This is a genomic window from Hymenobacter agri, from assembly GCF_054778495.1.
This window is the reverse complement of record NZ_BAAGZM010000149.1, coordinates 1-8166: the sequence shown is the minus strand read 5'-3', so window position 1 is coordinate 8166 and position 8166 is coordinate 1. Positions and strand designations below refer to the sequence as shown.

The window sequence follows — 8166 nt, the reverse complement described above, 5'->3', positions numbered from 1 at the left end:
CGCGGCGGGGCAGCCGCTTGCGCTGCAGCTCGCGTCGGGCGGCATTGAAACGGAGGAAGTGGTGGTGACGGCCACTCGCACCAATTCGCGCATCGAAGACCTGCCCACCCGCGTGGAAGTGCTGGGCGCCGAGGAAGTGGAGGAGGAAAGCGCCATCAAGCCGGCCAATGTGGCCAGCCTGCTCGGCGACGTGGCGGGCGCGCAGATTCAGCCGACTTCGCCCACCACCGGCAACCTCGACCTGCGCCTGCAGGGCTTACCGGGGCAGTACACCCAGATTTTGCGCGATGGTTTGCCGCTTTATGGTGGCTTTGCGGGCTCGTTCGGGCTGCTGTCGGTGCCGCCGCTCGATTTGAAGCAGGTGGAGCTGATTAAGGGCTCGAACTCGACGCTGTACGGGGGCGGGGCCATTGCGGGCCTAGTGAACCTCGTAAGCAAAACGCCCACGCTGGGCACACCACAGTATGCCGTCAGCCTCAATCAAACCACGCTGCGCGAAACGGATATAAATGGCTTTATGGCCCGGCGCGGCACGCGCTGGGGCTTTTCGCTGTATGCCGGCCTGGTGAAGCAGAAGGAAAAGGACGTGGACGGTGACGGCTTCGTGGACGTGCCCCGGGTGGGCAGCGTGAACCTGCACCCGCGCCTGTTCTTCTATCCCAACGCCCACAGTCAGGTGGCGCTGGGCTACACCGGCACGCTCGAAAGCCGCCGCGCCGGCGACGCGCAGGTGCTGAAATCGGGCTTCGACCCGCTGAGCGGCCACGTGTATTTCGTGGACAATACCAGCCTGCGCAACACTGCCGATGTGCTGTACACCAACGACGAGCTGGCCGGCGGTCGGCTCACGCTCAAAGGCACCGTCACCGATTTTGTGCGCGATGTGAGCACCAATTCCGATGCTTTCACGGCCTACCAAACCACGTATTACACCGAGGCCAGCTACCTGCACCCGGCGGGCCCGCGCCACACCGTGGTGGTGGGGCTGAACGCCAACGGCGAGCAGCTGGCGTCCTTTAATAAAAGCGCCACGCCGCTGCGCAGTCCCTACACCTACCGCACGTTGGGCGCCTTTGCGCAGGACGACTGGCGCCTGCTGCCGCGCCTGAGTTTGCAGGCCGGCCTGCGGCTCGACCACCATAACCAGTATGGCGCATTTGTGCTGCCCCGGCTGGCGCTGCTCTACAAGGCCAGCGATGCCGTGACGGCCCGCCTGAACGGCGGCCTGGGCTACCGCACGCCCGTGCCCTACGTGAACAGCCTCGACGAGCGCGACTACCCGCTGGTGCGGGCGCTGCAAAACGTGCGCGCCGAAACCTCGTTCGGCCTGAACGGCGACGTGAACTACCAGCGCACGTTCGATGGCTTCGACGAGCCTTTGGTGCTTAATGTAAATCAGTCGTTTTTCTACACGCGCCTCGGTAATCCGCTGGTGTTGAATGGTTCGGGCTTTGCCGGGCCGTTCGGGGCGAATTACCTGACCTGGGAAAACGCCGTGGCCCCGCTCTCGACCCGCGGCCTGGAAACCTACGTGCGCCTGCGGGCCGACGAAACCGAGCTTTACCTCGGCTACGTGTTCACCGATGCGCACCGGCAGTACGACACGGCCAACCCGCACCAGCCCCTGGCGGCCCGCCACAAGTTTGCCGCCGTGGGCCTGGTCGAATTCACCGATACTTTCAGCGCCGGGCTGGAGGCCTCCTACACCGGCCAGCAGTACCTGTCCGATGGCAGCACTGCGCCCGGCTACCCGATGTTTGCGGGCTTGGTGCGCTACCGCATCAAGCAGTTCACGTTCGTGCTGAACGGCGAAAACCTGCTCGACTACCGGCAAACGCGCCGCGAAAAAGTAGTGCTGGCACCCTTCGACAGCCCGGTTTTCCGCGAACTGTGGGCCCCGGTCGAAGGCCGCGTCGTCAATTTGTCGCTCACCTGGCGCTGGGCTGCCCGTTGAGGAAAAAAATGCAGCGCAACACCGGGCGGGTGCAACAACTTACTGCACAATGCGCTGGCTGAACGAGCCAGCGGCCGACAGCAGGCGCACCACGTACAGGCCGGCCGGCAGCGGGCGGAGGTCGAGCAGCCAGCGGCCAGCCTGGCTGCCATCGGGCACAGCGGCTACCTGCTGGCGTCGGCCTAACGCGTCGAATACCTGCACGCTGGCTGCGCCATCGGCGAGGGGTAGGGCCGAACTCACCACCCACTGCTGGGCTTCGTGGCCTGGGTACACGGCCAGGCTTTCACTGCCATTGCCCAGGCGCACGAGCTGCACCGGCGAGAACGCCGTAGTGCCATCGGCATCGACCTGGCGCAGGCGATAATAGCTGGTGCCGAGCAGTGGACGCTCATCGATTTGGTCGTAAGTGGTTCGGCTTTGCGAGTTGCCAGCCGCCGCTACCGTGCGCAGGGGCACGAATGTGCTGCCATCGGCCGAGCGCTCAATCACAAATTTTTGGCTATTTTTTTCGGAAGCCGTGACCCAGTGCAAGGCCACTGCCTGCTGCCGCGTGAGGCTGGCCGTGAACATGACCAACTCGACGGGAAGCGGGCGGCAGGTGGGCACTAGGCCGTCGCAGGCTTGCTGGTTGGTGTTGTTGCCGGCTACCGGGCCGGGGCAGCCGGCGGGCTGGGTTTGCTGCGAGCAAACGGTCGTCACCAGCGACGACGCGCAATTGACCGACAGTTGCTTGACGGCCCCGTTGCCGCCAAATACGCACCCCACAACGCGGATGATGCCCGAGCCGCACAGCTCGTTGCTGGCGGCCCCGCTGCTCACGTCGATGCTGCCGTTGATGGTGGCGCGGCCGTTGTCGGTGATGACCGAATTGGCCAGTACCAGGTTGCAATCGGTGGCCAGCGAGGTGGGCGTGTTCTCATCCAAGGGTTCGGAAATCAGCATCGACGCTTTGTTGACTGCCAGCTGCGCCACGCGCAGGGTGCCGCCAGAGAATATTCTTATCCAAGTAGTGGTGCGGGCGCCGGTACCGTCGCCCAGCATCAGGTCGGTACCGCCCACCAGCGAGCCTTGCTTGCTGATGGTGAGTGCCCCGCGCTGGCCAATGGTGTAGGGAACGTCCAACACCACATTGAAGCCGTTGATGACAATGTTGGCCGCGCTACCCGAAGTAGGTGTCGGGCTACAGAAGTCGCTGTCGGTAGCCGTAACAGCCCAAGTGCTGGCATCAGAAAAAAGGCCGCTACGAACAGCAACATAGGTGCATTGTGCACTTGCCAGGCCTGACATGAAACTGCTTATTGCAGCAATGACAATCATTAGGTAAAGAGTCTTTTTCATGACAATCTGGATAATAGATGAATAAAAAAAACATTGTATAGTTATAATTAAAAATAATTCAAAATGGTTCTAGAGTTAAAATAAAAATAATAAAAATTATATTATACTTGATAAAAAGCAACACGTTTGCTCCATAAAAGGGACGTGCAGCCCCCTGGAGGCATACATCGTTGCTCCAACTGTTTTCGAACTACCCGAAAAAATTATATGAAGTGCTTAGCTCCAGACTAATACGAGGGTGCCAGCCAGAATCAGCCCTGCGCCCAATGCTCCTTTCAGGCTGAGGGTTTCGCCCAGAAACATGACTGCCAGCAGCAGGGCCAGGGCCACGCTCAGCTTGTCGACGGGCGCTACCTTGCTCACCGGCCCCAGCTTCAGGGCCCGGAAGTAGCACAGCCACGAGGCCCCTGTGGCCAACCCCGACAGCACCAGAAATACCCAGGTGCGCCCCGTGAGGGCCGGCAGGCCGACCGTGGCCCCGCGCGCCAGCGCAATGCCCCAGGCCAGAACTAAAATCACCACCGTTCGAATGGCCGTTGCCAAATCGGAATCGACCCCGCGGATGCCAACTTTGGCAAAAATGGCGGTGAGGGCCGCAAAAAGGGCCGAAAGCAGGGCATAGGGAATCCAGGCAGCCATGGGTTTGAGCATTAAGGGGTTGAAGGAAAGCCAGCCCGCTGGCCCAACCGGCGCCGCGGGCTTGCGTACGGTGGCAATGGTACGCAGGCCGAACCTAAATCCGACGGCCGGGCCAGCCCGGGAGCTTTCGGCCCGTTCACTGTTACTATTCCATTATGCCCGATTCTGCCTCCGCCTTCCGTCGGCCCGACCTGCTCCGCCTCGACTACGACACTTACCGCGCCCTGCCAGCCGTGGCCAACTCTGACCTCTCGCGCCTGCGCGATGCGCTGGACGGCCGCCCGCCGCGCCCCCAAAACAGCGCCAACGACGGCGCCCTCAGCTTCGGCACGGCCTTTCATACCGCTTTGCTGGAGCCCGAGCAGTACGTGCCCGGCCAGCCCGGGCTGAACGATACCCTGGTGTGGTGGTTGGTGGACGGCGTGAAGATGGATGCCCGCCTGGCCGAGCTGCTGGCCCAAGGCACGCCCGAGGTCAGCGTGCTGTTTACCGAGCCGCTGACCGATACGCTGTGCAAGCTGCGCGCCGACCTGGTGGTAGCCCAGCCCGACCAAGCCTTCACCATCATCGATTTTAAAACCACCAACGCCCGTGACGCCGACCATTTCCTGTGGCAGTGCTCAGCGTACGATTATGACCGGCAAGCCGCCTTTTACACCGATGCGCTGCGCGCCGACCGATTTTTGCTGGTAGGGGTGCAAAAGATTGAGCCATTCGGCGTATTTACGATTGAGGTGAGCGAGCAGATGCTGGCCGAGGGCCGCCAGAAATACCAGCGGCTGTTGCGTCTGCTTAAGGCACCCGCCACCGCGCCCGCCTACCGCGCCCAAGCCGTGCAGGCCGCTGTGGAGGCTCTCGGCCTGGGCGACAGCGCTAGTCAGTTGCCTTAAGCTGGCTGCATTCCACCAACTGATAATCAACACGACTCAGCAGAACGGCCAAAGCAAAAGATGCTTTGGCCGTTCTGCATTTGTGTGCGTAGCCAAATACAAGCCAACAGCTCCGGAAAAAAATGTTCGCAATATCTGCGAAAAAGTGATATGGAATATAGTTGAAATGATAAAAAAATTGCTTTGATTATTAGATAGTTAGATATAATTAAAATTTTAATATTTCTGCACAAACGTTAAATTACAGGAGTTTGATAAGACAGAATTGTAACTTTGCCCTGGCATTAGCGCAACCTACGGGCAAATAATACCATTTCCTTTCTCTTCCTCCTTTCATGAAACAAACTTTTACTTCCTCTTTGGGAATGGCGGCCTTGCTATGCCTGGGCCTCGTGGCCGAGAGCCGCGCGCAATACCTCTTCACCGATGCCCCTACTACCGCATCGGCCGGATTGGGAGCTTACCGGCAGAATTTCGATGGGCTGGCCGGCACGAATACGTATTTCCAAAGCAACAGCACTTTGCCGGGCGTATATGCCCGCTACACCCTGAACGTAGTAGGCGGCGAGTACGAGTCGTACCAGCGCGGCTGGGGCACCTCGGCCCGATTGAGCCCTGATAACGGCACGGAGGGCGCTACCAGCCAGTCGAGCGTCGACAACAACGGCACGGCGCACGGGCCAGCCTGGTACCACTTCGGCAGCACTGGCAGCGCCGACCGCGCCCTGGGCGGCATTGCCGGCACCTCGACCTGGGACGGGCAGGGCTACGTGGGCATTCGCCTGAAAAACAACTCTACTAAGGTGATTGCCAACCTGGAAGTGGAGTATGCCATGGAGCAGTGGTACAACTCGAGCCGCACCCAGGCGGCCACCGTAACGGTAGATTACCGGCGCAGCACGGCGGCCATTACCTCGGTGTTCGACGGGAACTGGACGGCCATTTCGGCCCTGAACGTGGCCGCGCCCTCCACTTCGGCGGCCATTGCGCCGCGCGATGGCAACGCCGCCTCGAACCGCCGCGTGATGCGCACCATTTTGAGCGGGCTGAACCTGCGGGTGGGGGAGGAAATTATGCTGCGCTTCGGCTACGCCTTCAACTCTGCCAGCAACGGCAACGGACTGAGTATTGATGACGTGGTGATTACGCCGCAAACCAACATTTATTACTCGCTCGACGACGACAGCAAGAAGCTCGATGCAAAATCCAGCTGGGGTACGAATACCGACGGAACGGGCACGCCGCCGGCGAACTTTGGGGCCGACAACTGTACCTATTATGTGCAGAGCAAAAACAAAAAGGCCAAGCGCCTGACCACCGGCACGACCTGGGTGATTTCGGGGCAGAACTCGAAGATTGTGGTGGGCGACGGCAACAAGAAAAGTGTGCTGTACGTGGGGCCGAACGACAACATTCAGGGCACCATTGACGTGAGCGACCAGGCCACGCTGGAAATTGAGCACTTGGCCAACACGCTCACCCTTGGCTCGTTGCACGACGGCAGCACGGTCGAATACATTAACTCGGGTACCACGGCGCAGCGCATCAGCGCCGGCAGCTACGGCAATCTCGACCTCACCGATGACGGCCCGCGCACGCTGGCCGGCCCGGTGCTGGTGCGCAGCGGCCTGCAATACGACAAAGCCGCCACGGCCCCCGTGCTGCTGAATAATTTCGACCTGCAGCTGCAAAAGGATGCCGACTTCAGCGGCCCGGCCCGCACGGCGCCGCTACTGGTGACCAACGGCACGGGCAGCCTGGTGCGCACCGTGTCGGGCGATGGCGTGGGCGTGCTGTTCCCGGTGGGCAGTAGTGCTACCTCGTATTCGCCGGCCACCCTCAGCCAGAGCGGCACCGGCGTAGAAGATGCTTACAGCGTACGCGTTATCGATAATCTGTACCCCGGCTACACGGCGGCCGGTGTAGGAGTGGGCACGCCGGTGAACAACCAGAACGTGAAGAAAACCTGGCTGGTAGAGGAGGAAGTGCCCGGCAACTCCAACGCGACCCTGACGCTGCAATGGCCCACCGCCGAAGCTGCCAGCAACTTCCTGAGCACCAAAGCACACATCAGCCACTTCACCAACGGCGCCTGGGATACCACGCCGCTGGCCAGCGCCAGCGGGGCCGGCGCCGGGGCCAATAAGGTGTCGCGCGCGGGCATCAGAAGCTTCTCGCCGTTCGGAGTATCGTCGCGCGCCAACCCCTTGCCGGTCGAGCTAATTGCGTTTTCGGCGCGCCGCAGCGGTGCGGTGGTGAACTGTGCCTGGACTACAGCCAGTGAGCACAACAGCCGCGACTTCGCCGTGGAGCGTAGCCGCGACGGCCAGGTATTTGAAACGCTCGGTATGGTGGCTGCTGCCGGTTCCAGCAGTAGCAGCACTGCATATGGCTTCCGCGACCAGCAGCCGCTGCCCGGCCGCGCCTACTACCGCCTGCGCCAGCATGACCTGGACGGTGCCGTGGCCTATTCGGGCCTGGTGCTGGTGGCCGGGAGCGAGTTGGCGGCGCCCACCGTGGTGCCCAACCCCGGCACTGGGGCATTTGCCCTGCTGCTGCCCGAAGGCCAGGCTCTGACCGGCGCGGTGGTGGTGCGCAACGTGCTGGGAGCCGTGGTGTTGCGCCTGCCCGCAACAGTGGCCGCTGAAATGCCTTTCGACCTGGGCAGCCAGCCCGCGGGCGTGTATCTGCTTCAGCTGGAAACTGCTGCCGGACTCCGGAGCCTGCGCGTAGTGAAGCAATAATTAGTCGTTATCCGAAGCATTTTCTTTTCACCCATCCTTTTTTCTGCAAGCGAAAAGCCCTTCTCAACCTTGAGAAGGGCTTTTTTGTATTTCGTGTATAAAACTTACTAACCGGTAAGTAAGTGTTGAAAATATTGTAGCTTTGCCTCGCCATGCAAAAAGCCGCTGCCCCCACGCTTGCCCCGGACACCCGCACCCGCATTCTCGACTTAGCCGAAGCGCTACTGCTGGAGCGCGGCTTCAATGCCTTCAGCTACCAGCACTTGGCCAAAGAACTGGGCGTGAAGCCGGCGGCCGTGCACTACCATTACCCGAGCAAGGACGACCTGGGCACGGCGCTGGTGGCCCGGCAGCTGCGGCGGCTGCGCAAGTGGCGCAACCTGCCCCGCGTTACCGACCTGGGCCCGGCCCAGCAGCTCGACGCCCTGCTCGCCGTGTACGACAACCACCTGGGCCACGACCGGCGCGTGTGCCTGTTTGGCGCTCTGGCCGCCGATTTTCGGACGCTGCCCGCGCCCATGCAGGCCGAGTTACGCACCTTCAACCGCGAGCTAACCGAATGGCTGGCCGAGGTGCTGGCCGTGGGCCGCGCCACCGG

6 protein-coding genes are annotated in these 8166 nt (G+C 61.6%); 4 read left to right on the top strand and 2 right to left on the bottom strand.

Annotated elements, in window-relative coordinates; genetic code table 11:
• A partial coding sequence (locus tag ACYVDE_RS09695; RefSeq protein ID WP_460501297.1) for a TonB-dependent receptor plug domain-containing protein occupies positions 1 to 1954 on the top strand: 1954 nt, incomplete at its 5' end.
• A 39-nt stretch (positions 1955 to 1993) separates the two neighbouring features.
• On the opposite strand, the gene ACYVDE_RS09690 is transcribed toward ACYVDE_RS09695, so the two are convergent.
• Positions 1994 to 3082, bottom strand: a complete 1089-nt coding sequence (locus ACYVDE_RS09690) for a T9SS type A sorting domain-containing protein (protein ID WP_460501296.1) — start codon at positions 3080 to 3082, stop codon at positions 1994 to 1996.
• A gap of 429 nt (positions 3083 to 3511) precedes the next feature.
• Positions 3512 to 3946 carry an EamA family transporter gene (locus ACYVDE_RS09685; RefSeq protein WP_460501295.1) on the bottom strand — a complete coding sequence of 145 codons (435 nt, stop codon included), beginning with the start codon at positions 3944 to 3946 and terminating at the stop codon, positions 3512 to 3514.
• Between the two features lie 143 nt (positions 3947 to 4089).
• On the opposite strand from ACYVDE_RS09685, the gene ACYVDE_RS09680 reads away from it, so the two are divergent.
• From ACYVDE_RS09680 to ACYVDE_RS09670, 3 genes are all read left to right on the top strand, one after another.
• On the top strand, positions 4090 to 4824 hold the full coding sequence (locus tag ACYVDE_RS09680) for an exonuclease family protein (RefSeq protein WP_460501293.1): 735 nt from the start codon (positions 4090 to 4092) through the stop codon (positions 4822 to 4824).
• 365 nt (positions 4825 to 5189) lie between these two features.
• Positions 5190 to 7568, top strand: a complete 2379-nt coding sequence (locus ACYVDE_RS09675; RefSeq protein WP_460501292.1) for a T9SS type A sorting domain-containing protein — start codon at positions 5190 to 5192, stop codon at positions 7566 to 7568.
• Positions 7569 to 7720: 152 nt separating this feature from the next.
• The coding region (locus tag ACYVDE_RS09670) for a TetR/AcrR family transcriptional regulator (RefSeq protein ID WP_460501291.1) at positions 7721 to 8166 on the top strand (446 nt) is incomplete at its 3' end.

Bases quoted from the DNA above. Each gene is read 5' to 3' on its own strand.
- ACYVDE_RS09685 (WP_460501295.1), bottom strand. From the start codon at position 3,946: ATGCTCAAACCCATGGCTGCCTGGATTCCCTATGCCCTGCTTTCGGCC.
- ACYVDE_RS09680 (WP_460501293.1), top strand. From the start codon at position 4,090: ATGCCCGATTCTGCCTCCGCCTTCCGTCGGCCCGACCTGCTCCGCCTC.
- ACYVDE_RS09675 (WP_460501292.1), top strand. From the start codon at position 5,190: ATGGCGGCCTTGCTATGCCTGGGCCTCGTGGCCGAGAGCCGCGCGCAA.